This window comes from Brevibacterium sp. GP-SGM9, assembly GCF_047300845.1.
Lineage (GTDB): Bacteria > Actinomycetota > Actinomycetes > Actinomycetales > Brevibacteriaceae > Brevibacterium.
This window is the reverse complement of record NZ_CP178563.1, coordinates 32,209-58,208: the sequence shown is the minus strand read 5'-3', so window position 1 is coordinate 58,208 and position 26,000 is coordinate 32,209. Positions and strand designations below refer to the sequence as shown.

Below are 26,000 nucleotides of genomic sequence, written 5' to 3'. Positions count from 1 at the left end.
AGGGCCACCGGCATTCTCGTGCAGGGGGTGAGGAATCAGCCTCGGCGGGTGAGGTACTCCGCGACCTGGAAGGCCATCTCCAGGGACTGATCGTGGTTGAGTCGCGGATCGACGAGAGTCTCGTAGCGACGACGCAGACCTTCGTCGTCGATCTCCGTGGCTCCGCCCATGATCTCGGTGACGTCATCGCCGGTGAGCTCGATATGCAGGCCGCCGGGAATGGTCCCCGCGTCCTGGTGAGCGGTGAAGAAGCCTTCGACCTCGGCCATGACGTCTTCGAACCTGCGGGTCTTGTACCCCGTGTTCGAGGTGATGGTGTTGCCGTGCATCGGATCGCAGACCCACGTCACGTGCGGCAGACGATCGCCGATGCCGGCCAGCAGCTTCGGCAGGGACTCGCCGATCTTGCCGGCGCCCATCCGAGTGACGAAGGTCAGGCGTCCGGGCTCGGCCTCGGGGTCGAGCTTGTCCGCGAGGGCAAGAGCGTCCTCGGCGGTTGCGGTCGGGCCGAGCTTGACGCCGATGGGGTTGCGGACCTTCGACAGGAAGTCGACGTGGGCACCGTCGATCTCACGGGTGCGTTCACCGATCCACAGGAAGTGACCCGAGACATCATAGGCCTGGCCAGTGCGGGAGTCGATTCTCGTCAGCGCACGTTCGTATTCGAGCAGAAGCGCCTCGTGGGCGGCGTAGAACTCGGTGGTTTTGAGCGCATCGAAGTCGGCCCCACAGGCGTCCATGAAGCGGATCGCACGATCGATCTCGGCGGCCGTCTGCTCGTAGCGCTGGTATCCGGGATTCGAGGCCAGGAAGCCGCGGTTCCATTCGTGGACGAAGCGCAGATCGGCGAATCCGCCTTGGGTGAAGGCGCGGATGAGATTGAGGGTCGAGGCAGAGACGTGGTACGCCTGCAGGAGCCTCGCTGGGTCGTGCCGGCGGGACTCCTCGGTGAACTCGTATCCGTTGACGATGTCGCCGCGGAACGAGGGAAGCGTCACCCCGTCTCGCGTCTCCATGTCTGCCGAGCGCGGTTTGGCGAACTGACCGGCCATCCGGCCGATCTTGACCACAGGCATCGAACCGCCGTAGGTCAGCACGGCCGCCATCTGCAGCACGGTCTGAATTCGCGCACGGATCTTATCGGCTTGGGCACCGGCGAAGGATTCGGCGCAGTCGCCACCGGCGAGGACGAATGCCTCGCCACGGGAGGCGGCTGCGATGCGCTGCTTGAGCACATCGGCTTCACCGGCGAAGATCAGCGGAGGCGAGCTGCGCAGATTGCGCAGCGCCTCTTCCAGCGCCTGTCCGTCGAGATAGGTCGGCTGCTGCTTCGGATCCATCTCCCGCCAGGCGTCGAGGCCTCCGAGGTCGTCGGCATCGGCTGAGGCGATGTTCCGATTGGCGAATACAGGATCGGTATGAAGGCTCACAACGGTTCTTTCATGACGGTTCTTCGATGGCTAGGACGTTTCGGGACCGGTTTCGAAGTCTTCGGCGGAGACATTGTCGAGGAAGTCCCTGAACTGGGCGACTTCGTCCTCGTCGGCCTCCGGGGCTTCGATGCCGGATTCCTCGAGCAGTTCGGAGTCGACGTAGACGGGGCAGTGGGCGGTCAGCGCCAAGGTCACGGCGTCCGAGGGCCTGGCGGAGATCGCCTTGCCGTCGCTCGTGTGCAACTCGGCGAGGAAGATCTGCCCGTCCTTGCCGGTGATGGTGACATCGGACAGCTCGGCCTCATAGGCGGCGAGGGTGTCGATGAGGAGCGCGTGGGCCATCGGCCGCGGCGGAGTCAGTCCGCGCTGAGCGATCGACAGCGCGTTCGCCTCGATCGCCCCCACCCAGATCGGCAGATAGTAGGCAGGTTCCGTGGCTTTGAGCAAAAGGATCGGCTGGTTGGCGGGCATTTCGATGCGGACGCCGACAACCTCGACTTCAACGTTTGACATTATCCCCCGGTCAGGAGCGCGGACGCTGCTGGAAGATCATCCGGAACTTGCCGATCTGCACGTCGGCGCCGTTCTGCAGCTCGATCGAATCGATCAGCTGGCGACCCACATAGGTGCCGTTGAGCGATCCGGTGTCGCGCAGGGTGAAACCGCTGGGCGTGCGAATGAATTCGGCATGCTTGCGCGAAACGGTGACGTCGTCGAGGAAGATGTCCGCGTTCGGGCTGCGTCCCACGGTGACCACATCGGTGTCGAGGAGGATCTGCGAACCCGAATCGGGCCCCGAGACGACGACGAGGAGCGCATCGGCATCCTGCAGTCCCTCGAGATCGGGCACCGGATGGATCTCACCGGTGTGCGGGTCCAAGATGCCCTGGAACTGCTGGCTTCCGGAGTCACTGGAGAGCGGTTCCCCTTGACCCTGCTGCTGATTCACGTCGTTCGGTCCCTGACCCTGCTGGTAGTGCTGCTGTCCGTTGTCGCCGCCGTACGGTCCCGGCTGGCCGTAGCCTCCGCCTTGAGACTGATCGCCCTGCGGATAGTTTCCCTGCGGATCCTGCCCGCCGTTCTGCGGCTGGAACCGATTGTCATTCTGGTTCTGCTGCGGGGGATGGAATTGGGCGTGCTGGGTTCCCCCGTAGCTCTGGCCGCCCTGATCCTGGTTGCCGTACTGCTGGCCGCCGTAGTTCTGACCGCCCTGAGGAGTGCCGCCGTACTGCTGCCCACCCTGAGGCGTTCCGCCGTAGTTCTGGCTGGCTTGAGGGGTTCCGCCGTACTGCTGGCCACCCTGCGGCGTGCCGCCGTACTGCTGGCCGTTGCCGTACTGCGGCGCCTGCGGAGCGCCGTTGGCCGGCTGCTGTCCGTAAGGAGGAGTGTTGCCCTGAGGTGTCTGACCGTTCTGATCGACCTGAGGATTCGTCCGTGTCGCGGATTCGGCGTTCTCATCGCCCGCGTTCGCACCGAACGGGAACTTCTTCGACTGCGGCACCTGACCGTTGTCGTACCAGGTCTGCGAGGGATTCGGACGACCTTGATCGTTGTTCTGCGACATTACGCCTCCTCGCTCTGAATGAGCTCTTTGTACTGCTCGCTGTCCAACAGCGATTCCACCTGTGCGGGCTCACTGAGCTCGACGAGGTACATCCATCCGTCTTCGAACGGGGAGGAGTTCACGGTTTCCGGAGAGTCATCGAGGGACTCGTTGATCTCGGTGATCGAACCGGACACCGGTGCGATGAGGTCGGACACGCTCTTCGTGCTTTCGACTTCGCCACAGGACTCACCAGCAGTGATCGAGTCTCCGACGGCAGGCAGATCGACATAGACGACGTCACCCAGCTGTTCCTGGGCGAAATCGGTGATACCCACACGGACAACCGCGTTGTTCTCCGTGGTCGCAACCCACTCGTGGTCGCGCGAATACCGCAAAGACACTGGGTAATCCAGTTCTGGCATGTCGACTCCTCTTAGCTTGTCGGTGTTCCAAGCATAGCCGCCTCGGGCACTTTCATAACAATCACGAAACAGAAATGTTACCGACTCCCGATTCCGACCGAGAACCAGACCCGCCTCTCACGTGACTACCTGGGATGATACTCGCTTTTCGGAGGTCACGAAACGCAATTTTGGCACTTGGTCGGGGATCGGTATAGGCTAGTTCCCGTTGCCCCACGAGGTTGTTCGGTAACGGGCTATGGCGCAGCTTGGTAGCGCGCTTCACTGGGGGTGAAGAGGTCGTGGGTTCAAATCCCGCTAGCCCGACTTTCTGCCTGAGTCGTCACATCCTTGCCAGAGGATAGTGCGGCTCAGGCTTTTTCGTGCGCTCAGACCTTTACGTCCGCTCAGTCCTTTCTCGCGTATGACTCCTTCATGTCTCGCGACATCGCTCCGGTCAGCGGAGCGCTCAGTCATCACAGCGGAGCGCTGGGTCAACGCGAACTGCGAAAATGTCGCCTCCGCTCGGTGCTCGGCTCTGTCGGTCAACAGTTAGCTCGAAAACATCGTCTCCTGCGACGACTATTTCCAGTTAAGTGTTGACCGACGCCGATATCGTCTCTAAGCGACGCAGATTTCGCTCCGGACGACAGCAGAACCGGCCACGATTGCCTTGGCAACAGTCCGTCATCGCGAGCCAACGATCGGTGCCCCATCGGTACTAGTCAGCGATCAGCGGACCGGGATCCGCCAGAGGGGCCGAGCCTGCCGGCGAAGATCATCGTCACTGCTCCGACGACGATCAGCAGCGACAGCCCCCAGCGCAGGCTGGCCCCGGTGGCGAGGACTCCGACCAAGGGGCTCGTGCCGAGGAACCCGATCCGCATGATCCAGTTGACCAGGGTCACTCCCCCGGCCGGACCTGCACCGGGAATGTGTGCCGCCGCGCCGAGTGCTCCCGGGACGAGTGTGGCCGAGCCGTATCCCACGGCGGCCAGACCGATGAGCAGCTGAATCGGTTCGACCGCGGTGACGATCCCGAGTCCCCCGAGGGCGATGAGTCCCCCGCCGAGGCGCGCGATGCGTGAGGGACCGAACCGCTGCACGAGAATGTCCCCGCTGAACCGTCCCAGGCACTGGCTGCCGATGACGACGCTGAAGGCGACCCCGGCAATCCCGACGGCGACCCCGGCGAACTGCACTGCGGCGAGCGCGGCCCAATTGTTCGCGATGTCCTCGACGATCGTTCCGCACACTGCGACGATCGCCAGGGGCAGTGCGAGACGGAGAATCGCCCGCTTCGACCGCGCCCGCCCCGAGGCGGCTTCCCCGGCATCGTCATCCGAGGCGGATCCCTGGGGCGCCTCAGACTCGTCGCCCGAGTCGCGGATCGGCCGGGATGACGCCGTATCAGCGATGAGCCGTCGTCCGACCGCGACGAGCAGCACCGCGGCGACAGCGACCAGCGCGAGGTGGAGGCGCATATCCATTCCCGCCGAGGCGGCCAGGGTGGCGAGCGCCCCGCTGAGCAGACCGCCGAGGCTCCACAGCGCATGCATCGAGGACAGGACCACTCGCGAGAGCCTCTCCTGCACCGCGATGCCGACCACGTTCTGCGCGACGTCGACGATCGCATCGAAGAACCCGACGAGGAAGAGGCAGGCGGCCATCATCCAGCCGTTGACCGACCAGGCGGTGCTCGCCACAGCCAGGCCGAGCAGGATCGTCCCGGCGACGACGACCGCGTTCGCCCCGAACCGCGCAATCAGCTTCGACGGCATCACCGAGGACGCGATCGCCCCGAAGGCGAAGCAGGCGACGACGAGTCCGAATGCCCAGGAACTCAAGTCGAGGCGTTCGACCATGAGGGGATACCAGGGCAGGAGGGCGGCGAACACCAGCCCGTTGCTGCTGAAGTAGATGCCGACCCCGGCGATCGGACGCAGACCCGCCCCTCTCCGGCCGCTCATCCGCAGGCCCCGATGTGATCGATCATCGGGACGGCTCTCCCGTTCCCGTGCCCTGGTCGTTGACCGAACCGGTACCGGTCCTGGACTCTGTCCCGCCCCCTGGATGCCCCACGACCCGCGCCGAGGCGGCCCTGCGGATATCGAGACCGGCGCGAACGAGGATGAGCGCGACGACGAGGATTCCCAGCACCTTCCACCACGGGCCTTCGGTCATGAAGATGAGCACCATCGCGGCAAGGATCGGCACGAGCCGCGTGAACGACCACCCGACGTAGCCGCCGAAGCTCGGCATCACCACGCCCGCGGAGTCCGCAACGGATTTCACCATGAAGTTCGGCCCATTGCCGATGTACGTCACGGCTCCGCCCATCACCGCACCCAAGGACACGGCGATGAGCAGGGTCTCGGGAACCCCTGCCACCTGCGGTTCGCCCGGAATCTGGGCGGCCATCTCGAAGAAGGTCACATAGGTCGGCGCATTGTCGAGCACAGAGGACAGTCCACCGGTGCAGATGAACAGGGTGATCTCACTCAGCGGCAGCTTGTGGGCGACCTGCCCCAGGTACTGCAGAGCAGGCATCATCGTGAGGAAGATGCCGATGAACAGCGCCCCGACTTCGAGGATGGGCGCCCAGGTAAACTTGTTGAGGTTGAATCGGGCGCCGCGGTCCCCGAGCAGGAAGGAGGTGGCCGCCGCAACGATCATCACCACCTCACGCCAAGGAACGAAAGCGGCGAAGCCCGCATGCCCGGACTCGATCGCATGGACGTCCACCGAGGGGATGAAGGCCACGGCCACGATGATCACGGCGAGGAAGACGAGGCCGCTGGCTCCCCTCAGCCCGAGCTTCGTGACATATTCGGCGTCCTTCGCCAGCGCCTCGGCGGGTTCCTGCGAATACATCTTCCGGTCGAGGGCGTAGTAGCTGATGAGCAGCATGGCATTGACGAACAGCCAGTACGGCCACAGCCCGAAGGTCCATTCGAAGGGAACGCCGCGCAGCATTCCGAGGAACAGCGGCGGATCGCCCAGAGGCGTGAGCAGCCCACCGCAGTTGGCGACGATGAAGATCGTGAACACGACCGTGTGCATGCGATGTACACGGTCCTGATTGGTGTTGAGGATCGGGCGGATGAGCAGCATCGCCGCACCCGTGGTTCCGATGAACGAGGCGAGGAGGCCGCCGATGGCCAGGAACACCGTGTTGTTGCGCGGGGTCGCCTTGATGTCGCCGACGAGGAAGATCCCTCCCGAGGCCACGAACAGGCTGCCGACGAGCACGATGAACTGGAAGTACTCGAGCAGAGCATGAGTCACCGTCGCGCCCTCCCCGCCGAGCACGAACCACACGGCGATCGGGATCGCGAGCACGAGGGCGACGATGAGCTTGACGAGGTTGCGATCCCAGATCTTCTCAGCCGCCGGAATCAGCGGCAGCACCGCAATGCAGCCGAGTAGCAGAACGAATGGGATGATGCTCCACCAGGCAACGGTCATCCGGGTCTCCCCTATCTCTCGTGCAGGACGATCACCCGCCCCTGCGCAGGACGGTCACTCGTCACGTCGACGTCGACGGTTCTTCACTCTACTGAATGGCAACGACCGTTAGCACAGCGGCCCGACGAGCGGACGAGCCACCCGTTCCGGTGAGGTGAATCACCAGGAGACCGGCAGACGCACCGAGGTGGCCCCACCACAGTGTGTGTCCGCTCGCCTACGCTGGGGGCTGTCCACCGACCCGCACCCCGCGCGAGCGCCGACCCGCGCGAGTACCGACCCATCTGGAGGCCGCGATGCCCTCGACACGACCCGATCCCGAGCGACTTCACGGCGCCGAGCGGCTGAATTCCCGCATCATCGGCATCTCCGTGGCCGCGGCGCTCGGCGGATTCCTCTTCGGCTTCGACACTGCGGTCATCAACGGTGCCGTCGATGCCCTGGCCGAGGAGTTCGCCCTCGGGGCCGGGCTCAAGGGCTTCGCGGTCTCCTCGGCGCTCATCGCCTGCGCGCTCGGAGCCTGGTTCGCCGGCAACCTGGCCAACCGCTACGGACGCCTGCCGGTGATGGTCGTGGCAGCGATCCTGTTCTTCGTCTCCGCAATCGGCTCCGGGCTGGCCTTCGGGGTCACCGACCTCATCATCTGGAGGATGGTCGGCGGGTTGGGTGTCGGCGCCGCCTCGGTGATCGCTCCGGCCTATATCGCGGAGGTGTCCCCGGCGCGCGTCCGCGGTCGCCTCGGGTCGCTGCAGCAGCTGGCGATCGTCACCGGAATCTTCGCCGCTCTGCTCTCCAATGCCCTGCTCGCCTCCGTCTCCGGCGGTGCTGGTGCCCAGTTCTGGTTCGGCATCGAAACCTGGCGCTGGATGTTCATGGTCGAGGCGCTCCCGGCCCTCGTCTACGGACTCATGGCCCTCGGGCTGCCGGAATCTCCCCGCTTCCTCGTCGCCAGAGGACGGGAAGACGACGCGGCCAGGGTGCTGCGCGACTTCACCGGTGTGCTCGAGACCGCTCCGCTGATCGAGCGCATCCGGGACTCGATCCGCCGCGAGGATCGCGAATCCTTCCGCGATCTCGTGGGCAAGCGCTTCGGTCTCAAACCGATCGTGTGGATCGGCATCCTGCTCTCGGTGTTCCAGCAGTTCGTCGGCATCAACGTGATCTTCTACTATTCGACGACGCTGTGGAAGTCAGTCGGCTTCGACGAATCCAGTGCCCTGCTGACCTCGGTGATCACCTCGGTGACGAACATCCTCGTGACGATCGTGGCGATCCTCCTCGTCGATCGCCTCGGGCGTCGGAAGATGCTGCTGGCCGGGTCGTTCCTCATGGGACTCTCCCTGGCGATGATGGCCGTGGCCTTCTCCTTCGCCGAGCTCGTCACCGCCGCCGACGGCACCACCGCAGCCCAGCTCGAAGCACCGTGGTCGATCATCGCGCTCATCTCCGCCAATGTCTTCGTCGTCGGCTTCGGCGCGACCTGGGGGCCGCTGGTGTGGGTGCTGTTGGGCGAGATGTTCCCCAACCGGATCCGGGCCGGAGCCCTGGCGGTCGCCGCGGCCGCGCAGTGGGTCGCGAACTTCGCCATCTCGACGACGTTCCCGATCTTCGCCGATATCAGCTTGAGCTTCGCCTACGGCTTCTACGCGCTCTTCGCGGTGCTGTCTTTCTTCTTCGTGTGGTGGAAGGTGCCGGAGACGAAGGGCACCGAACTCGAGGACATGACCGAAGAGGTCTGAGCCTCAGCAGTTCCGAGCCTCAGCAGGTCTGAACCTCAGGAAGTCCGAGACTCGGCAGGTCTCAGTTTCAGGCGGTCTCCGCCTCGGCGTCCGGCGTCTTCGCCGCAGGCGTCCCGTCCTTCTTCCGCAGGCCGATGAACAGCCCGCCGATGGCCAGCACGAAGCACGCGCCCACGCCGATGGTCAGGCCCGGCGCCACCTCGTAGGCTCGGGCCAGCGCCTTGAAGCCGATGAGTCCGACGGTCGAGTAGATGAGCGCCCACAGGGAGCCGCCCACGACCAGTGCCGGAAGGTAGCGGCGCAGGCGCATCGCGCTCGTGCCGGCGGCGAGGTTGAGCACCGTCTGCACGCCGATCATGAGGAAGCTCAGGGCGATGACCGGGGCACCGAAGCGGTCGATCATCTCCTCGGCCTTGCGGTACTTCGGTCCCGACATGATCTTGTCGACACGGTTGATCTTGCGGATGCCCGTGCGCGCCAACCGGCCCAGCAGGTAGGTTCCGCCGGCGCGGGCGAGGATGATGCCGAACAGGATGAGCCAGGTGACGGCGATCGGGAACGACCAATCGAGTGGGTTCATCGGGAATCGGTGCCGGAAAGTTCTCTGCTGCTCACCCCTCGATTGTACGACACTGAGGTTAGTCTGCCCTCACACGGACGCACCGCCGAGGTAGACGGCATGCACCCGATCCTCGATTCCTCGCACGGCATCGGTGCGCAGGTCCCCGTCGATGAGGACGAGGTCGGCGAGGCTGCCTTCACCGATCCGACCCACCCGATCCTCACCGAGCAGCGCCGCCGCCACCGAGGTCCCGGCGGCGAGCGCCTCAGTCGTCGACAGACCGGCCCCGGCCAGCAGGCTTATCTCCTCGAGGTTCTCCCCGTGAGGACCCACTCCGGCATCGGTGCCCATGGCGATCTGCACCCCCGCCTCGTGGGCGCGCACGGTCGACTCCTGGTGGGCTTCGACGACGGTGCGGGCCTTCTCGACCACGGCCTCCGGTAGGGCGACTCCCGCCTCGGCGGCCTTGATCACGGCCTGCGGAGCCTGCAGGGTCGGGACCAGGAAGGTGCCGTGCTCGAGCATGAGGTCGATGGCTTCGTCATCGAGGTAGATGCCGTGCTCGATCGAACGGACCCCTGCGCGCACGGCGTTCTTGATTCCCGGAGCGCCTTGGGCATGGGACATCACGTGCGCGCCCTGGGCGGCCGCCTCGGCGACGATGACCGCGATCTCAGCCTCACTGAACTGGGAGTGGCGGGGATCGTCGCGGGGTGAGAGCACTCCCCCGGTGGAGCAGATCTTGATGTGATCGGCACCGGCCCGCAGGAGCTCCCGCGCCTTGCGCTGTACGCCTTCGAGCCCGTCGGCGACTCCGGAGGGACGCCCGGGGTGCGGGGCTAGGAAGGGCGATTCGGCGCCCGAGACGAGGTGGAAGTCACCGTGACCGCCGGTCTGGGACATGATGTTGACCGCGATGGACAGCCGAGGTCCGCGGACCACCCCGGTCTCGACGGCGACCTTCGCCCCCAGATCGGTGCCGCCGGCATCCCTGACCGTGGTGACTCCGCCCTTGAGGGTCGCGTCCATGTGGGCGACCGAGTTGTAGAACTGGAGGGAGAAGGGATCGTGGAAGGACGAGGTGTTGCCCGCCCCTGTGCTCGTCAGGTGCACGTGACAGTCGATGACCCCGGGGATGATCGTCTGGCCCGCACAGTCGACGAAGGTGTCGTCGGCATTGTAAGAGCCCTGTCCGGGCTCAGTGATCGCGGTGACCGCGTCCCCGTCGACGACGACATCGCGTCGCCCGGGCAGGAACCGGGTTCCGTCGAAGACTGCGGCGTTGGTGAAGACTGTGACCATGGGTGTGCTCCTCGTCGTCGAAAAGGTCAGTGATTCACATCTATCACGGACGCGGCCGAAGAGCGAGGCTGTTCACCTTTGAGACACCTGAACTGAGTAAGGTCGACAACGATATCCGTCGGCAGAGCCACTGTCGCAGCCCAGCGAGATCGACCCGGAAGTTCAGTGACCGCATCCACTCCGCAGCACCCAGACGCTCAGCGCTCTCCCGCCGATCCGCAGCACTCCGCAGCTCTTCCGGTGCCGGCGACGGGCCAGTCCCCCGCGACTCCGCAGTTTCCGGCGGCAGCGCGTCCCCGTGAGGATCGCACGCTCGTCGACATCCTCCTCGAGACAGCGGGCGCCCACGGCGATCAGCCCGCGATCGACGACGGGACCCGGGTGCTCAGCTATTCCGAGCTCATCGTCGCCATCCGCGACCTCGCACTCGAGATGTCCACCCACGGCATCGGCCCCGGCGACAAGGTCGGTGTGCGTGTGCCCTCGGGTTCGGTCGACCTCTACTTGTCGATCCTGGCCACGATGATGCTCGGCGCCGCCTATGTCCCCGTCGACGTCGACGATCCCGATGAACGGGCCCGCACGGTCTTCGCCGAGGCGGCCGTGACCGGAGTGATCACCGCCGGTCCCAGCATCGAATCCCGCACCGACCGGGCTCCTCTCGACCGTTCGCAGCTGCGCTCCCCGCAGCCCGACGACGACTGCTGGGTGATCTTCACCTCCGGCTCGACCGGCACCCCGAAGGGGGTGGCCGTGACCCATCGCAGCGCCGCGGCCTTCGTCGACGGCGAGGCGGCCATGTTCTGTCAGGCCGAACCGCTGGGTCCAGGTGACCGCGTGCTCGCCGGGCTGTCGGTGGCCTTCGACGCCAGCTGTGAGGAGATGTGGCTGGCCTGGCGGCACGGCGCCTGCCTGGTGCCCGCCCCGCGCACACTCGTCAAATCCGGCATGGACCTGGGCCCGTGGCTGTCCTCGCGGCAGATCACCGTGGTCTCGACGGTGCCGACCCTGGCCGCCCTGTGGCCGGCCGAGAGCCTCGACAACGTCCGACTCCTCATCTTCGGCGGCGAGGCCTGTCCCCCGGAGCTGGGTCGCCGGCTCAGCGACGACGACCGCGAGGTGTGGAACACCTACGGACCCACCGAGGCGACCGTCGTCGCCTGCGGTGCGATGCTCGACGGCACGGAGCCGGTGCGCATCGGCCTGCCCCTCGACGGCTGGGCCCTGGCCGTCGTCGACGCACAGGGTCTGCCCGTCGCCGAGGGCGAGACCGGTGAGCTCATCATCGGCGGGGTCGGCCTCGCCCGCTATCTCGACCCGGCCAAGGACGCGGAGAAGTTCGCCCCAATGCCCAGCCTCGGCTGGGCACGGGCGTACCGCTCCGGTGACCTCGTGGTCAACGACTCGCAGGGGCTGATCTTCGTCGGCCGCGCCGATGAGCAGATCAAGCTCGGCGGCCGGAGGATCGAACTCGGTGAGATCGATGCTGCCCTTCAGGCCCTGGCCGGGGTTGAAGGAGCCGCCGCCGCGGTGAAGAAGACACCGGCCGGGACGGACATCCTCATCGGCTACCTCGCCGCGAGCGGTCGGGAGGAAGCGGCGAGCGCCGGGGCCCATCCGCGCATCGCCGAATGGGAGGCGCAGCTGCGCCGCGAACTGCCCGCCGCCCTCGTCCCCCGGCTGGCGCTGATCGAAGAGCTGCCGACGAAGACCTCCGGCAAGGTCGACCGCAACGCTCTGCCCTGGCCGGTCGGCGATGCCGAGACCGGCGAGGACTCGGATGAGTTCTACGACGCCGACACCGAATGGATCGCCGAACAATGGGCCTCCGTCCTCGGAACCAGACCGGGCAATGCCACGGACTTCTTCACCGCCGGCGGCGGCTCCCTGACCGCCGCCCAACTGGTCTCGCGGCTGCGCACACGGCACACGAGCGTGACCGTCGGCGACATCTACGCTCATCCGCGCTTCGGGGCACTGGCAACGGTCTGCCTCGGCGGGGAGGGCGCGGCCACCCCCGCCCGACCGCGCCGTGCGATCGGCCGGACCTCGAAGGGGATGCAGGCCTTCCAGACGCTGCTGGCGATTCCGGTCCATATCCTCGGCGGGGTCAGGTGGGTCGTCATCGCCATGCTGCTGGCCAATCTCGGCGCCTCACTGGGTGCGGACCTGCCGGTGACGCCCTGGCCGGTCGTCATCGTCCTCTTCCTCGTCTTCGTCACCGCCTGGGGACGGATGCTCATCTCCGCACTCGCGGCGCGGCTGCTCATGCTCGGCATCACCCCCGGGGACTATCCCCGGTCGGGATGGGTGCACAAACGTCTGTGGCTGGCCGAGCACATCAACGACCTCGCCGCCGCGGTCTCCGTGGCCAGCGTCCCCTGGGTCAGCTGGTACGCGAAGCTGCTGGGCAACCGGATCGGTCCCGATGCGGACCTGCACTCGGCTCCCCCGGTCACCGGCTTCCTCACTCTCGGCGAGGGGGCGGCCATCGAACCCGAGGTCGACCTCAAGGGCTGGTGGGTCGACGGCGATCTGCTGCGCATCGGCGACATCGAGGTCGGAGCCCATGCCACGGTCGGCGCCCGCTCCACCCTCATGCCCGGGACCCGAGTCGGCCCCGGGGCACTCGTCGAGGCCGGCTCCGCCGTGACCGGTCGGGTGCGGAAGAACCAGATCTACTCCGGCTCACCGGCCGTGCGGGTCGGCAAGGCGAAGAAGACCTGGCCGGCGCCCCCGGAGCGCAGACGTCTGCCCTTCCTCTTCTATGCCATCGGTTCGCAGCTGAATGCGGCCCTGCCCTATCTCGCCGCGGTGCCCGGCCTGGCACTCATGCTCGCCGTCTCCGGGATCGAGGTGCTCGAATCCCCGTGGCTGCTGCTCGCCTGGTCACCGGCCGTGGCATGCATCTGGTTCGTCTGCACGGCCCTGTTCATCCTCGCCTCCGTGCGGATCCTGGCGATCGGAATGGAAGAGGGCGAATTCCCGGTCCGCTCCGCCCGCGGCTACCGGGTGTGGGCGACCGAGCGTCTGCTCGACCTCGCCCGTGACCTCCTCTTCCCTCTCTACGCCTCCATGCTCACCCCCTGGTGGCTGCGCCTCCTCGGGGCGAAGGTGGGACCCGGCACGGAGATCTCGACCGTGGTGTTCGTGCCGAAGATGACGACCATCGCCGCCGGCGCCTTCCTCGCCGATGACACGATGGTCGCCAGCTACGAACTCGGCCACGGCTGGATGCGCGCGGGCCGGGCGAAGGTCGGCAAACGCGCCTTCCTCGGCAACTCCGGCATCGCCTCACCCGGACGCCGGGTGCCGAAGAACTCCCTGGTCGCCGTGCTCTCGGCGGCACCGGCGAAGGCGAAGAAGGGCTCCTCCTGGCTCGGGTCTCCCCCGGTGCAGCTGCGCCGGGCCTCGGTCGATGCGGACGAGACGCTGACCTATGCGCCGAAGCTCGGGGTCAAGATGGCCCGCGGATTCTTCGAGACCCTGCGGATCACCTCGGTGCTGGCCGGTGGGGCACTCATCGCCGCCGTCATCCTCACGATCTGGTCCCTGCTCGCTCTGCCGGGCGGATGGGGCGGATCGGACGGTTCCAGCGCGGCTGAGACAGCCGGTACGGCAGCCGGGGACGGTTCGTTCTTCGGCACCATCGCCCTCGCCCTGCTCACCTCGGGCGTGGTGATGATGGCTGCCGGCGCGGTTGCCGCGGGACTGGCCGTGGCCGCCAAATGGATCTGCGTCGGCCGCATCAAGGACGGGGAGCACCCCCTGTGGTCCTCGTTCATCTGGCGCAACGAGGTTGCCGACTGCTTCGTCGAACTCGTCGCCGCCCCGTGGTTCACCCGCAACGCCGTGGGCACCCCCGCCATCGTCTGGTACCTGCGGGCGATGGGCGCGAAGATCGGGCACGGGGTCTGGTGCGAGTCCTATTGGCTGCCGGAGACGGACCTCGTCCACCTCGGCGACAATTCGACCATCAACCGCGGCTGCGTGGTGCAGACCCACCTGTTCCACGACCGGGTGATGAGCCTCGACGCCGTCGAACTCGAATCCGGTGCGACCTTGGGCCCCAACAGCGTGATCCTGCCCGCCTCAACGCTGGGCACGAATGCGACCGTCGGCGCGACCTCACTGGTCATGCGCGGCGAATTCGTGCCCGCCCATGCGTACTTCAGCGGCAATCCTGTCATACCCTGGGTTGATGCACCAGAACTTCCCGCCCTCGACGAACACGAAGAATCCGACGCCGCAGAAGCAGGACGAGCACATGCTTGATCCCTACACTCCAGGGGTCGGCAGCACCGAGTTGAGGATCGACCACTACGATCTCGATCTCGACTACCGGATCGGTCCGAATCGCCTCTCCGCGAAGGCCGTCCTGACCGGGCGCGTGCTCACGGACACCTCGAGCATCGTCCTCGACCTCACCGGTCTGCGGGTGACCAAGGCCAGCGTCAACGGTTCCAAAGTGCGGTTCTCGACCCGCGGGAAGAAGCTGCGTCTGTCGACGGGAGCACTGCACAAGAACCAGCCGGTGCGCATCGACATCGCCTACGTCGGCAACCCCCGTCCGGCGATCGGAACCTGGGGAGATATCGGCTGGGAGGAGCTCGAGGACGGTGTGCTCGTAGCTGGTCAGCCGGTCGGCGCCTCGACGTGGTTCCCCTGCAACGACCACCCGTCGGAGAAGTCGAAGTACCGGATCAGGTTGCTCACCGAGTCCGAGTACACAGTTGTCTCCAACGGTCGGCTCACCGACAAGGTGCGCAAGGCCGGGCGGACCGCCTGGACCTACGAATCGACGACGCCGCTGGCCAGCTACCTGGCCACGATCCAGATCGGCCGGTACCGGCACTCGCAGATCGCCGCCGAGGATCGGTACCCCGAGGCCCCCGTCCCGCTGGGTCTCTACGCCGGTGAGCACTGGCTGCGGGCGGCCACCCGGCTGCGGATCCAGCATCGGATGATGAACCTGTTCATCGACCGCTTCGGCCCCTACCCCTTCGAGGTCTACGACGTGGTCGTGACCGATGACGAGCTCGAGATCCCCCTGGAGTCCCAGCCGCTGTCGGTGCTCGGACCCAATCATCTCGGCCCCGAGTGGGAGGCCGAACGCCTCGTCGCCCATGAGATGGCCCACCAGTGGTTCGGCAATTCGCTGACCCCGCGCCGCTGGGCCGACATCTGGCTCAACGAGGGATTCGCCTGCTATGCCGAGTGGCTGTGGTCCGAGGAGTCCGGGCGCGGCAGCGCCGATGACTGCGCGGAGTCGTGGAGAGAGGCCTTGGCGGCTCAGCCGCAGGACATCATGCTCGGCGACCCGGGCGGGCCGGATATGTTCGATGACCGCGTATACAAGCGCGGTGCCCTGTGCCTGCACGCCCTGCGGCTGACGATCGGCGATGAGGCGTTCTTCACCGCGATCAGCGAGTGGACGACGAAGCACCGGCACGGTTCGGTCGAGACCGCTGACTTCATCGAGTGCGTCACCCAGGTGGCGGGCCGTGACGTCGCCGAGGTGGTCCATCCCTGGCTGAATGAGCTGGAGCTGCCCGAGTTGCCGCGCCGCTGAGACCATGGCACTGACGTCGGTCGCTGGTGAGGCGGCTGACTTCCGCTCGGTGGTGAAGCGCCCGGCGTTCAGTCGGTGGTGAGGCGGCGGACGAGGATGTCCGAGTTGCCGTGGCGTCCCACCGAGACGAATCCCCGGTCGTGGTAGAGATGGGCCGCCCCGTTGCCGTCTTCGACGGAGAGGCTCACGGCCGGGAAGCCGCTGATCCGAGCCAGCGTGCAGACGACGTCGAGGAGGGCTCCCCCGATGCCCTGTGACTGGTGATCGGGCAGGACGGCGATCGAGAGTTCGGGGATGTCCGCGGCGACCCAGCCATAGCCGCTGAAGGGGCCGTTGTCCCCCTCGCCGCTTGCGCTGTCCCTGTCGTCGGCGCTCTCTTCCGCCGAACTGACGGTGTTGTCGATGAGGTCACCGTCGGCTTCCGTGTCGTCGTTGTTTCCGGTGTTGTCGTCGGCGCCCGTGTCGTCGGTTCCCGTGTCATTGCCGGCTGCGGTGCCGTCCTTGACGGTCCTGTCGCGCTTGTCGATGACCGCGTCGATATCGGCCAGCCGCAGCCAGGCCAGTCCGATGATCTCGGACTCGGAGACCTCATCGGCTCGGGCAGCGACGGCGATATCGCCGCGTCGACCCCATCCCTTGTAGTAGAAGGCGGCATCCTCGCGCTGCGCCAGCTCCTCGAGCTCGATCCGCGGTTTATCCATCGACCAGTTGAAGCACAGGTCGAGGAAGGGCAGGAAGGTCTCATCGGCGGTCTCGGACGGCAGCGGCCGGATCCGGTTCCGCAGCGTTTCGCGGTCCTTCGCCCCCACCTCGGCGGTCTCGTCGCTGCGGTTCTGGCCTTCGTTCATGAAATCCCCTTTTCGACGGCGCGGGTGATCCAATCGCGGTTGCGGACCCGCCATCCCAAGGTCACCGCGCGCAGGCCCACGAATCCGATGCTGAAGGCGGCCCACAGTCCGGCTGCCCCGGGCCAGATGTCGACGGTCGGGATCAGCAGGAGCGCGTATCCGCCCACCGCAATCAATTGTGCCAGAGCAAGGTAACGGGCATCCTCGGCGCCCATGAGGACGCCGTCCAGAACGAACACATACCCGGCGATCGGCATGCTCAGCGCGAGGATCGGCAGGAGTCCGGCGAGGACCATGATGACGTCCGGGTCGGAGGAGAATCCGCGCGGGATGATTCCGGACCCGGCTAACAGGATGACGCCGACGATGACGCCGAACACGATCCCCCACAGGCAGAGGCGGCGATTGATGGCCGCGACGGCCTCGGTGTTTCCGGCCCCCAGCTGCAGACCGATCATCGCCTGCCCGGCGATGGCCAGCGAATCGAGGGCGAGGGCAAGGGCGAAGAAGATGCTCTGGGCCACCTGGATCGCGGCGAGCTCCGTGGTGCCCATCGAGGTCGCGATGAACACGAGGATGATCAGCGCCGCACGCAGGGAGGCGTTGCGCACGAGCAGCCATCCCGAGGTCTTCGCCGAGGTGAAGACACCGGACCAGTCGGGTCGGACGCTGGCGTGGAGGCGGTGGGCCGCGCGGATCGAGATGGTCAGGTAGACCGCGCACATGCCGGCCTGGGCGATGACCGTGCCCAGCGCGGAGCCCGCGACGCCCATGTCGAGGCCGTAGATGAACAGTGCGTTGAGGCCGATATTGGCAACACAGCCGGCCGCCGCCACGATCAGCGGCGTCTTCGTGTCCTGGAGGCCGCGCAGCAGTCCGGTCGCCGCGACGACGGTGAGCATGAAAGGCAGTCCCCACCAGGAGATGGCGAGGTAGGAATGTGCGCCGGCGGCGGTCTCGGCGTCGGGCCCGAAGGCGGCGATCACCGGCGAGAGCAGGGGCAGCCCGATGGCCACGAGCAGCACCGAGGTGCACAGCGCGAGCCAGATGCCGTCGAATCCCGCCGTGATCGCCCCGGGCCGGTCTCCCGCACCCATGCGCTTGGCCACCCGTGGGGTCGTCGCATAGGCGAGGAAGACCATCAGCCCGAGAACCGTCTGCAGGATCGTCGAGGCGATCGCCAGCGATCCCAGGGCCCCGGCGCCGAGGTGGCCCACCATGGCCGTATCCGAGAGCAGGAAAACGGGTTCGGCGATCAGGGCTCCGAGAGCCGGAAGGGCCAAACGGAGAATGTCCTTGTCGATCGCTGCCACGGATCGAGTCTAACGAATACGGAGGTGGTGGGCCGGCGGGAGGGTCTGGGACTCAGCAGACTTCGAAGAGTCCCGCGGCTCCCTGCCCGCCGCCGATGCACATGGTGACGACGACAAACTTCACGCCGCGACGTCGACCTTCGATCAGCGCGTGCCCGACGAGTCGGGCACCGGTCATGCCGTAGGGGTGCCCGACCGAGATGCCTCCGCCATCGACGTTGTACTTCTCCGGGTCGATGCCCAGACGGTCTCGGCAGTACAGCGCCTGGACCGCGAAGGCTTCGTTGAGTTCCCACAGGCCGATGTCGTCGATCGAGAGTCCGTGGGTCTTCAGCAGCTTCGGGATCGCGAAGACCGGACCGATGCCCATCTCGTCGGGATCGCAGCCGGCCACGGCCATGCCCCGATAGATGCCCAGCGGTTCGAGGCCGCGGCGGCTGGCCTCATCGCCAGACATGAGCACCGAGGCCGACGCTCCGTCGGAGAGCTGTGAGGCGTTGCCGGCCGTGATGCTCGGAACCTTCGATGCGACCCCGGGTTCGAGCACGGGATTGAGCCCGGCCAGGCTCTCGAGAGTCGTCGAGGGGCGGTTGCCCTCATCGGCGTCGAGCACGACGTCCTGTCGAGAGGTCTCCTTGGTCGCCTTGTCGACGACGACCTTCGTCGTCGGCAGCGCCACGATCTCCGCATCGAACCGACCGGCCTCCTGCGCGGCGGCGGTGCGCTGCTGCGAGGACAGGGAGTACTCGTCCTGGGCTTCCCGGCTCACGCCGTAGCGCTCCGCGACCACCTCGGCGGTGGCGAGCATCGGGTAGTAGAGGCCGGGCACCTTCTCCTCAAGCCACGGATCCTTGGCCCTGAACGTGTTCATCTTGTCGTTCTGCACGAGCGACACCGACTCCACGCCGCCGCCGACGGCGATCTCCTGGCCGTCGACGAGGATCTGCTTCGCGGCCGTGGCGATCGCCATCAGACCCGAGGAGCACTGACGATCGATCGACATGCCGGGCACGGTCGTCGGCAGACCTGCGCGCAGTGCGCCCTGTCGGCCGATGTTCGTCGACTGGCTTCCCTGCTGCAGTGCGGCACCGAGGATGACGTCCTCGACCTCACCGCCTTCCAGTCCGGCCCGTTCGACGGCGTGCTTGATCGCATGACCGGCCAGCTCCTGCGCCTGGGTGTCGTTGAAGGCACCCCGGTAGGCCTTGCCGATCGGCGTCCTGGCGGTCGAGACGATGACTGCTTCTCTCATGGTTCAAACCTTTCACAGCGGTGGAGCATGGGTGGGAGTGGCCGGACCGGGTCAGGCCTTCGGGCCGCCGGCGACGTAGATGACCTGTCCGGAGACGAATCCTGCCCCTTCGGAGGCGAGGAACGATGCGGTGTGGGCGATGTCCTCCGGCTTGCCGGAGCGGGCGACCGGGATCTCCTTGGTCGCAGCGGTGACGAAGTCATCGAAGCTCACACCCACGCGCTCGGCCGTGGCCTTGGTCATATCGGTCTCGATGAAGCCGGGTGCGATCGCGTTGGCCGTGACGCCGAACTTTCCGAGTTCGATCGCCCAGGTCTTCGTCATCCCCTGGATGCCTGACTTGGCTGCCGAGTAGTTGGTCTGCCCGCGGTTACCCAGCGCCGAGGTCGACGACATCGACACGATGCGACCGAACTTCTCCTCGACCATGTAGGACTGCACCGCCTTGGCCATGTTGAACGCTCCGCCGAGGTGAACGGAGAGGACCTTGTCGAACTCCTCGTACGTCATCTTGAACAGCAGGTTGTCGCGCAGGATGCCGGCGTTGTTGACGAGCACGGTAGGTGCGCCGAGAGTCTGGGCGACCTGGTCGACGGCGGCCTTGACCGATGACTCGTCGGAGACGTCTGCTTCGAGGCCGAGCGCCTCTCCCCCTGCCGCGGTGATGGCTGAGACGGTGTCTTCGGTCGGGCCCATGTCGAGCACAGCGACCTTGAGTCCGTCGAAGCTCAGACGCTTCGCGATGGCCGCACCGATGCCGCGTCCGCCGCCGGTGACGATTGCTGTTCGAGTCATGAAGAATCTCCTTCGAATCGCTGGTTTCGTTTCACTCTAGACCATTTTCCGCGACTGAACGATTGATTGCTCAGAGTTCGGGCAACGACAATCTGCCAAGAATTATCGAACGTTCAAAAATCTTCGCCGATATGATTGACATCACATTTTGCATTTGGAAGGGTTCAAGTCAGCCAATATCGATTTCCCGTCGAGATCGGCTCCGGGACCGGTCACCGATGACACCCCGGAACCAACCGGTCTGGGCAGGCTCGTTTGCGAGTCCGTCCGCACCATTCGTGCTTTTCAAAGGAGAAAAGATGATCTCAGTCTCGCGAAACCGTTCTCGCCGTCTTCTGGCGGCCGCCGTCGTCGGCACCTTCGCGCTCTCACTCGCCGCCTGTGGCGGCGGCGGTGATTCCGGCAGCGGCGATTCCGTCGTCATCGGGTACACCGGTCCCCTCAGCGGCGGCGGTGCCGCCTATGGTGAGAACGTCAAGATGGGTCTCGAGATGGCGGTCGACGATCTCAATGCCGACGGCGTCGAGATCGATGGGAACCCGGTCACGATCGAACTCAAGTCACTCGATGACAAATACGCGCCCTCGACGGCGGCCAGCAATGCCCAACGGCTGGCCGATCAGGACGAGGCGCCCGTCGTCGTGTCGCCGAACGCGGGGGCGATCAAGGCGATCCAGCAGATCAACTCCGGTCGGTCGAACTTCTTGGTCTCGGCCTATACCTCCGACCCGGCGATCGTGCAGGCCGACAATCCGCTGACGATGATGATCCCGCCCAACTTCGAGTCCTATGCCAAGCCGTTCACGGAACAGGCGATGGAGCACGGCGGGAAGAAGCTCGCCCTCCTCGGCACCCAGAGCGAATACGGTCAGCAGTGGACCAAAGCCATCACCGACGAGTGGAAGGCCTCCGACGGGGAGGTCGGCGCCGACAACAGCGTCGACTACGCCACCGTGTCCGACTTCGCCGGGCCGGTGTCCAAAGCCTTGGCCGAGAAGCCGGATGCCATGTTCGTCGGCGGACCCTCACAGCCGACCGCACTGATCATGGAAGAAGCGCGCAAGCAGGGATTCGAAGGCAGCTTCATCGTCATGGACCAGGCCAAACTCAACGAAATGGCCACGGTCACCGACATCGAGAACCTCACCAAATCCGTCGGTGTGCTGCCCGTCGACGAATACGAGGACCCGGGCACAGAGGACTTCCTCACGAAGTTCGCCGACAAGGCCGGCGAGGACAAGGTCGCGACCAGCGAGACAGCCCTCAACTACCAAGGCGTGGCGATCATCGCCAAGGCCATGGAACTGGCCGGGTCGACGGACGACCCGGAGAAGATCCGCGGCTCGATCGGCGACGCCCTGGCCGAGGTCGACGATAAATACAAGGTCACGGGATTCCCGACGGAGATCACTGATCAGGGTCACCTGCTCAACCAGGAGCTCGAGGTTGCCTACCTCGACGAGGACGAGAAGTACAACAAGGTGCCCGTCGAACAGGTCCCGGACACACAGTGACCCGACGCTCCTGATCGACCCTCAGTGATGCCCACCGTGTGATCTCGCCCAGAGCGCAGGTCGGGCGGAGTATGCCTCCCATGCTCCGCCCTCCTGGCTCCATGTCTTTCGAGGACTTCCGCCAATGACTCTCTTCATCCAACAGCTCTTCAACGGGCTCGCGCTCGGGGGCGTGTACTGTCTGGCCGCCATCGGTCTGACGCTCGTCTTCGGTGTGCTGCGCATTCCGAACCTCGCCCACGGCGCTCTCTACATGCTCGGCGCCTACGTCACGTACTTCTTCCTGGCCACGCTCGGGGTGCCCTATCTGGCCGCCATCGGGATCGCCGCACTCGTCCTCTTCGTCGTCGGCGTCGGGCTCGAACGGCTCGTCTTCCATCCCCTGCGGAACTCCCCGCACACCCACCATATGATCGCCGCAGTCGGGGCGATGTTCTTCTTCCAATCACTTGCCCAGGTGATCTGGGGAGCCGACTTCCGACGCATGGACACGCCGATCACGGGCAGCCTCCACATCCTCGGCGCGGAGATCTCCGCACAGCGGATCGTCATCATCATCACTGCCGTCGTCGTGCTCGCGCTGCTCACCTGGTTCATCAAGCGCTCTATCCACGGTCAGACGATCGAGGCGATCGAACAGGATCGCACGGGTGCGGCCCTCGTCGGGATCAATCCGAGCATGGTCTCGATGCTCACCCTCGGCCTCTCGGCGCTGCTGGCGACCATCGCCGCCGGACTGGTCTCTCCGATCAATCTGCTCTCGCCGACCATGGGCGACGCCCTCAATCTCAAGGTCTTCGCCATCATCATCCTCGGCGGACTCGGTTCTCTGCCGGGAGCGATCATCGGCGGCTTCGCCCTGGCGATCGCAGAGACGATGACCTCGACGTACATCTCCTCGGCAGTCGGCGAGGCAGTGGCCTTCATCGTCCTGGTGGCGGTGCTCGCCATCAGACCCACGGGCCTGTTCACCAAGGCGGTGCAGCGATGAGCGCACTGAAGAACCCCCGGAACATCGGAACCCTGGCGCTGCTCGTCATCATCGCGGCGGCACCGCTGGCATTCGGCGATGAGAACTACATCATGCGCGTGATCACCACCGGCCTGTGCGCCGCGATCGCCGTCTACGGCATGAACATCATCCTCGGCTTCACCGGGCAGCTCTCCCTGGCGCAGGGCGGCTTCTTCGGCATCGGCGCCTACACGGTCGGACTGCTCACCACCGACTACGACTGGTCGTTCTGGTCGGCCTTCGCCCTCGCCGTGATCGGCACCGCGGTCGTCGGCTATCTCTCCGGTCTCATCGCGCTGCGGACGCGGGATGAGTACTTCGCGATCTTCACCATGGCCATCGGGTTCATCATCTATCTCACTATCAGCCGCTGGGAAGCGGTGACCCATGCCCATTCCGGGGTCAACAATGTGAAGTTCCCCGAGGCCGGCGACCTCATCGACTTCAGCGACCCGACCGCGATGTTCTACCTCGTCTTCGTCATCCTCCTCGTCTGCGTCTACATCACCTATGCGATTCGCCGCTCGGGGGTCGGACGGACGCTGCTGACCATCCGAACCAGCGAAGACCTCGCCGATGCGATCGGGGTCAAGGTGGGTCTGAGCAAGCAGCTGGCCTTCGCCGCCTCGGCCGTGTTCGGCGGGATCGGAGGCGGCCTCTACGCCTCCGTGGTCGGGTTCATCGGCCCGGATGCGGCCTCTGTGGACAAGACCTTCGAATTCCTCATGTTCATCCTCGTCGGCGGCATGGGCACGGTGGCCGGTCCGCTGATCGGCAGCATGATCGTGACGTTCCTGTTCGAGTTCTTCCAGGACTTCCAGGCCTACCGGTTCATCGTGCTCGGTCCGATCATCATCGCCCTCGTCATCTTCGCCCCGCGCGGGATCGTCGGGTACCTGGGCGGCTTCGTCGACCGACGCAACCGTCGGCGAAGAATCGCCGAGACCCGCAGCACCGACGAGGCCAGGGGCGCCGCAGAACCGATGGAGACCACCACCAGCGAGGAGACGAAATGACTCTGCTCGAAATCCGCGGACTCGGCAAACGCTTCGGCGGGCTCGACGCCGTCAAGGATGTCAGCCTCGATGTCGAGGAAGGACGCATCACCGCAGTCATCGGCCCCAACGGTGCGGGCAAGTCGACGCTGTTCAACCTCGTGCACGGGTTCTATCGCCCGAGCGCAGGAGCGGTGAGCTTCAACGGGCGCGACATCACCCACTCCTCCCCGCATGCGACCGTGGCCGAGGGCATCGCCCGCACCTTCCAGACCACCCACCTCTTCGACGACAGCACCCTGCTGGAGAACGTCCTGGCGGGCAGGATCGTCCGTTCGCGGTCGAACATCTTCGATGCGGTCTTCCACACTCCACGGCACCGGCGTGAGGCTCGGATCAACGAAGACAAGGCCCTCGAGGCGCTCGAGTACTGCGGTGTCGGGGACTACCGGCACGACTTGGCATCGAATGTGCCGCAGGAAGTGCAGAAGCGCACGGCCGTGGCCATGGCACTCGCCACCGAACCCGTGCTGATGCTCCTCGACGAGCCTGCCGGCGGAATCCCCGAGGAGGAGACCGCGGACTTCGGCAATCTCATCCGCTCGCTGCCGCAGCGGGGAGTCTCCGTCCTCCTCGTCGAACACAAGATGTCGATGATCATGGATCTCGCGGACACGATCCTCGTCCTCGACCACGGCCAGAAGCTGGCACTGGGCACGCCCGCCGAGATCCAGTCGAATCCGGACGTGATCAAGGCCTATCTCGGGTCCACGAAGCAGGAGGAGAACTGATGCTCACCCTTGAGAATGTCAGCACCGGCTATGACGCGACAGATGTCCTCCACGGTGTCAGCATCACCGCCAAGCCGGGTGAGCTCACCGTCATCCTCGGGGCCAACGGGTCCGGCAAGACCACGTTGTTCAAGACGATCAGCGGACTGCTGCGAACCCGGTCGGGCACGATCACCTACGCGGACCGGCAGATCGGGCGGGCCCGACCGAACACGATCGTCAAACGCGGAATCGCTCACTGTCCGGAGGGAAGGCACCTGTTCGGCAAGATGTCGGTCGAGAAGAATCTGCGCTTGGGCACCTACCCGCACCGGAATCGCACCCGCACCGAGGAGATCCTCGCCGAGGTGTTCGAGCTGTTCCCGATTCTCAAGGAGAAGGCGAAGCAGCCGGCAGGGTCACTCTCTGGCGGACAGCAGCAGATGGTGGCCATCGGCCGGGCACTCATGTCCGATCCGAGTCTGCTCATCCTCGACGAACCGTCGATGGGCTTGGCGCCTCTTGTGGTCGAACAGGTGCTCGAGTCCGTGGCCCAGATCAACAGCAACGGAATCGGCGTGCTGCTCAGCGAACAGAACGCCAAGGCCTCGCTGGCGATCGCCCACCGCGGCTACGTCCTCGCCGAAGGACGGGTGGTGCTCGCCGATGATGCCGCGAAACTGCTTGATAATCCGCAGGTGCAGGCCGCCTACCTCGGGCTCTGAGCGGGACGTGTCACGCTCACTCGTCGAGGAAGCGTGACACGTCCCCGGCGCCGACCCGGGCGACCTCGGGAAAGCGACCGGTGAAGTCGATGACGGAGGTCGGCACGACTCCTGGGGTGCCGGACTCGATGACGATGTCGACGTCGTTGCCGATGCGGTCGACGACATCCTCGGCGTGAGTGAGCGGATCGTCGTCATCGGGCAGCAGGAGCGTCGAGGACAGGATCGGCTCCCCCATGGCTTCGACGAGCGCCAGGGCGGTGACGTTCTGCGGAATGCGTGCGCCCACCGAGTGCTTCTTCGGGTGCATCATCCTCCGCGGCACCTCCTTCGTCGCCTTCATGATGAAGGTGAAGGGTCCGGGAGTCATCGATTTGATCGCCCGGAAGTCGGAGTTGTCGACGATGACGAACTGGCCCAGCTGGGCGAAGTCGTGGCACATGAGCGTGAAATGGTGTTTCGAGTCGAGGTTGCGGATCCGCGTGATCCGCTCGATGCCGGCCTTGTTGTCGAGCGCACAGCCGAGCGCGTAGCACGAGTCGGTCGGATAGGCGATGAGGCCGCCGTCCCTCAGGGACTGCGCCGCCTGTTCGATCAAACGGTTCTGCGGGTTCTCGGGATGGATCTTCAGTAGATTCGCCATACCTCATGCTATCGACTCAGAAGCGAGAGAGCGAGAGCCCGGCCCAGTCGGTTTTCGGACAGATGTCCCGGGTCAGCCTTCGGACAGATGTTGCTAGTCAGGCCTCAGCG

Annotated in this window: 21 protein-coding genes and 1 tRNA gene; 9 read left to right on the top strand and 13 right to left on the bottom strand. The window is 65.8% G+C overall.

Annotated features, from left to right (window positions below; all coding sequences use genetic code 11):
- Positions 1–35: 35 nt before the first annotated feature.
- The 4 genes from ACH82I_RS00250 to gcvH are packed head-to-tail and all read right to left on the bottom strand — an operon-like array spanning position 36 to position 3,401.
- Complete coding sequence (locus ACH82I_RS00250) at positions 36–1,430, bottom strand: class II 3-deoxy-7-phosphoheptulonate synthase (protein ID WP_413334693.1); 1,395 nt, start codon at positions 1,428–1,430, stop codon at positions 36–38.
- Between the two features lie 30 nt (positions 1,431–1,460).
- Positions 1,461–1,946, bottom strand: coding sequence for a bifunctional nuclease family protein (locus ACH82I_RS00245; protein ID WP_230744320.1), 486 nt, complete (start codon positions 1,944–1,946; stop codon positions 1,461–1,463).
- A gap of 10 nt (positions 1,947–1,956) precedes the next feature.
- A complete protein-coding gene (locus tag ACH82I_RS00240; RefSeq protein WP_413334691.1) occupies positions 1,957–2,997 on the bottom strand; it encodes an FHA domain-containing protein in 1,041 nt (346 codons plus the stop codon).
- Positions 2,997–3,401, bottom strand: a complete 405-nt coding sequence (gene gcvH / locus ACH82I_RS00235) for a glycine cleavage system protein GcvH (protein ID WP_230744321.1) — start codon at positions 3,399–3,401, stop codon at positions 2,997–2,999. The genes ACH82I_RS00240 and gcvH overlap by 1 nt, the downstream gene beginning before the upstream one ends.
- A 232-nt stretch (positions 3,402–3,633) precedes the next feature.
- Here gcvH and ACH82I_RS00230 point away from each other — a divergent pair.
- Positions 3,634–3,707: transfer RNA gene (locus ACH82I_RS00230), tRNA-Pro, on the top strand.
- Between the two features lie 398 nt (positions 3,708–4,105).
- Here ACH82I_RS00230 and ACH82I_RS00225 read toward each other — a convergent pair.
- Together ACH82I_RS00225 and ACH82I_RS00220 are read right to left on the bottom strand one after the other, a co-directional pair.
- On the bottom strand, positions 4,106–5,350 hold the full coding sequence (locus tag ACH82I_RS00225) for an MFS transporter (RefSeq protein ID WP_413334689.1): 1,245 nt from the start codon (positions 5,348–5,350) through the stop codon (positions 4,106–4,108).
- 22 nt (positions 5,351–5,372) lie between these two features.
- The gene (locus ACH82I_RS00220; protein WP_413334687.1) at positions 5,373–6,848 is read right to left on the bottom strand and encodes a sodium:proton antiporter; all 1,476 of its coding nucleotides are present in this window, start codon (positions 6,846–6,848) and stop codon (positions 5,373–5,375) included.
- A gap of 296 nt (positions 6,849–7,144) precedes the next feature.
- On the opposite strand from ACH82I_RS00220, the gene ACH82I_RS00215 reads away from it, so the two are divergent.
- Positions 7,145–8,587 (top strand): sugar porter family MFS transporter, encoded by a 1,443-nt coding sequence (locus ACH82I_RS00215; protein WP_413334685.1) that lies wholly within the window; start codon positions 7,145–7,147, stop codon positions 8,585–8,587.
- A gap of 67 nt (positions 8,588–8,654) precedes the next feature.
- Here ACH82I_RS00215 and ACH82I_RS00210 read toward each other — a convergent pair whose 3' ends face one another.
- Together ACH82I_RS00210 and ACH82I_RS00205 are read right to left on the bottom strand one after the other, a co-directional pair.
- Complete coding sequence (locus ACH82I_RS00210; RefSeq protein ID WP_413334682.1) at positions 8,655–9,167, bottom strand: DedA family protein; 513 nt, start codon at positions 9,165–9,167, stop codon at positions 8,655–8,657.
- 69 nt (positions 9,168–9,236) lie between these two features.
- Complete coding sequence (locus ACH82I_RS00205; RefSeq protein ID WP_413334680.1) at positions 9,237–10,451, bottom strand: amidohydrolase family protein; 1,215 nt, start codon at positions 10,449–10,451, stop codon at positions 9,237–9,239.
- 240 nt (positions 10,452–10,691) lie between these two features.
- On the opposite strand from ACH82I_RS00205, the gene ACH82I_RS00200 reads away from it, so the two are divergent.
- Both ACH82I_RS00200 and ACH82I_RS00195 read left to right on the top strand, forming a co-directional pair.
- Entirely contained in the window at positions 10,692–14,726 is a 4,035-nt protein-coding gene (locus tag ACH82I_RS00200; RefSeq protein WP_413336784.1) for an amino acid adenylation domain-containing protein, read from the top strand.
- On the top strand, positions 14,653–16,023 hold the full coding sequence (locus ACH82I_RS00195; RefSeq protein ID WP_413334677.1) for a M1 family metallopeptidase: 1,371 nt from the start codon (positions 14,653–14,655) through the stop codon (positions 16,021–16,023). Before ACH82I_RS00200 ends, ACH82I_RS00195 begins: the two co-directional genes overlap by 74 nt.
- 68 nt (positions 16,024–16,091) lie before the next feature.
- On the opposite strand, the gene ACH82I_RS00190 is transcribed toward ACH82I_RS00195, so the two are convergent.
- The 4 genes from ACH82I_RS00190 to ACH82I_RS00175 are packed head-to-tail and all read right to left on the bottom strand — an operon-like array spanning position 16,092 to position 20,231.
- Positions 16,092–16,871, bottom strand: a complete 780-nt coding sequence (locus ACH82I_RS00190; RefSeq protein ID WP_413334674.1) for a GNAT family N-acetyltransferase — start codon at positions 16,869–16,871, stop codon at positions 16,092–16,094.
- Positions 16,868–18,184, bottom strand: coding sequence for an MATE family efflux transporter (locus ACH82I_RS00185; protein WP_413334671.1), 1,317 nt, complete (start codon positions 18,182–18,184; stop codon positions 16,868–16,870). The genes ACH82I_RS00190 and ACH82I_RS00185 overlap by 4 nt, the downstream gene beginning before the upstream one ends.
- Positions 18,185–18,236: 52 nt before the next feature.
- Positions 18,237–19,436, bottom strand: a complete 1,200-nt coding sequence (locus ACH82I_RS00180; RefSeq protein WP_413334668.1) for an acetyl-CoA C-acyltransferase — start codon at positions 19,434–19,436, stop codon at positions 18,237–18,239.
- A gap of 51 nt (positions 19,437–19,487) precedes the next feature.
- On the bottom strand, positions 19,488–20,231 hold the full coding sequence (locus tag ACH82I_RS00175; protein WP_413334665.1) for an SDR family oxidoreductase: 744 nt from the start codon (positions 20,229–20,231) through the stop codon (positions 19,488–19,490).
- 299 nt (positions 20,232–20,530) lie between these two features.
- On the opposite strand from ACH82I_RS00175, the gene ACH82I_RS00170 reads away from it, so the two are divergent.
- The 5 genes from ACH82I_RS00170 to ACH82I_RS00150 all read left to right on the top strand — a co-directional run bounded on the left by ACH82I_RS00170 (position 20,531) and on the right by ACH82I_RS00150 (position 25,247).
- Positions 20,531–21,745: an ABC transporter substrate-binding protein gene (locus ACH82I_RS00170; protein ID WP_413334662.1), complete on the top strand. Its 1,215-nt coding sequence runs from the start codon at positions 20,531–20,533 to the stop codon at positions 21,743–21,745.
- A gap of 124 nt (positions 21,746–21,869) precedes the next feature.
- Positions 21,870–22,736, top strand: coding sequence for a branched-chain amino acid ABC transporter permease (locus tag ACH82I_RS00165; RefSeq protein ID WP_230744333.1), 867 nt, complete (start codon positions 21,870–21,872; stop codon positions 22,734–22,736).
- Positions 22,733–23,773, top strand: a complete 1,041-nt coding sequence (locus tag ACH82I_RS00160; protein WP_230744334.1) for a branched-chain amino acid ABC transporter permease — start codon at positions 22,733–22,735, stop codon at positions 23,771–23,773. The genes ACH82I_RS00165 and ACH82I_RS00160 overlap by 4 nt, the downstream gene beginning before the upstream one ends.
- A complete protein-coding gene (locus ACH82I_RS00155) occupies positions 23,770–24,543 on the top strand; it encodes an ABC transporter ATP-binding protein (protein ID WP_413334659.1) in 774 nt (257 codons plus the stop codon). Before ACH82I_RS00160 ends, ACH82I_RS00155 begins: the two co-directional genes overlap by 4 nt.
- Positions 24,543–25,247, top strand: a complete 705-nt coding sequence (locus ACH82I_RS00150; protein WP_413334656.1) for an ABC transporter ATP-binding protein — start codon at positions 24,543–24,545, stop codon at positions 25,245–25,247. Before ACH82I_RS00155 ends, ACH82I_RS00150 begins: the two co-directional genes overlap by 1 nt.
- Before the next feature lie 16 nt (positions 25,248–25,263).
- On the opposite strand, the gene ACH82I_RS00145 is transcribed toward ACH82I_RS00150, so the two are convergent.
- Complete coding sequence (locus tag ACH82I_RS00145; protein WP_230744337.1) at positions 25,264–25,890, bottom strand: L-threonylcarbamoyladenylate synthase; 627 nt, start codon at positions 25,888–25,890, stop codon at positions 25,264–25,266.
- Between the last annotated feature and the right edge of the window lie 110 nt (positions 25,891–26,000).